Annotated in this window: 2 protein-coding genes; both read left to right on the top strand. The window is 38.2% G+C overall.

All coding sequences use genetic code 11. From position 1 onward, the window contains the following. Nucleotides 1-96 precede the first annotated feature (96 nt). Nucleotides 97-609, top strand: coding sequence for a reverse transcriptase domain-containing protein (locus tag BMW37_RS14850; protein WP_245711091.1), 513 nt, complete (start codon nucleotides 97-99; stop codon nucleotides 607-609). A gap of 28 nt (nucleotides 610-637) precedes the next feature. After that, nucleotides 638-1,135 (top strand): group II intron maturase-specific domain-containing protein, encoded by a 498-nt coding sequence (locus BMW37_RS14845; protein WP_177168712.1) that lies wholly within the window; start codon nucleotides 638-640, stop codon nucleotides 1,133-1,135. Nucleotides 1,136-1,359: the final 224 nt, after the last annotated feature.

Here is a 1,359-nt window from a genome sequence, read left to right as displayed (position 1 = left end):
AAAATTGTTTCTTTGAATTCTACGGTAAATTTACTCATTTGTCTGTCCTTATTATGATTAAGTTATCAATGGACAAGTAGTGTGACATAGGGGGCGATGCGTCCACTTGGCATTCCCACGGTCGGAGATAGAGTGGCACAGATGGCTGTCAAACTAGAGATAGAGCAGCAATGGGATGTAAAGTTCCATGTTTCATTATTTGGTTACAGACAAGGTAAATCGGCACATGATGCAGTGGCACAAGCTCGTTCTAATTGCTTTAAGTATAAATGGGTTGTGGATTTAGATATTAAAGGGTTTTTCGATAATATCGACCATGAACTCATGTTAAAGGCAATAGACCAACAGAATCCACCTAAATGGGTTCGACTTGCCCTAGTACGTTGGCTAAAAGCGGATGTGATGTATCCTGACGGACATATCGAGTCAGGAGAAAGTGGTACGCCTCAAGGTGGTGTCATCAGTCCGGTATTGGCGAATCTTTTCTTGCATTACACCTTTGATAAATGGATAGAGCGTGAATTTCCGACGCTACCATTTGAACGTTATGCTGATGATGCGATTATACATTGCGTATCTGAGAAGCAAGCCCCAATATGTATTAAGTAAGCTGAAAAGAAGAATGATTAATTGTAAGTTGGAATTACACCCAGAGAAAACTAAAATTGTTAACTGTGATGTTAATACAAATAAACAGGTAACAAATAATAAGTTCGATTTTCTTGGTTTTACCTTTAGACGTAGAAGAGCTAACAACACTACAAGTAAAATAGTGTTCACGAGTTTCTTGCCAGCGGTAGGGGATAAAAAGAAAATAACAATTAAGAAGAAAATAAAATCTTTCGATTGGCAAGCGATGTTACAAAAAGGGCTGGATAATGTAGCCAAAGTAATCAATCCTTACATTAGAGGGATCATCAATTACTATGGTAAATTCTATCAATCTGAACTAGATGAGATATGGCAAATAATAGATGCACGTCTAGTTAGATGGATTATGAAGAAGCATAAAAAGTACAAAGGCAAGAAAACCAGAGCATTTAATCTACTTGAAGAGATAAAATCGAGTGTTCGCTACAGAGGGCTCTTTGCTCATTGGCAATTTAAACTAAATACAAAAGCCAAAACAGCATAGCGATAAGACATGAGAGGTTGATTAGAAGAGCCGCATGACGCGAGAGTGTCACGTGTGGTTCTGTGAGAGGGTGCGGGTGAAACCCCTGTGCTCTACTCGATACTATATTTTATAATTATTTCTTAGGTGAAAAAATGGTCATTTTTTAACCTCCCTATATATTGACTCGTAGGGTTCGCCTAACAGTCTGATGATAAGCCTATGCTCTTCATCAATACCCTTGA

Origin of the sequence: Thorsellia anophelis DSM 18579 (assembly GCF_900111395.1) — a bacterium.
Taxonomy (GTDB): Bacteria; Pseudomonadota; Gammaproteobacteria; order Enterobacterales; family Thorselliaceae; genus Thorsellia; species Thorsellia anophelis.
Note: the sequence above shows the minus strand (reverse complement) of the source record. Positions and strands in the feature narration are given on the sequence as shown.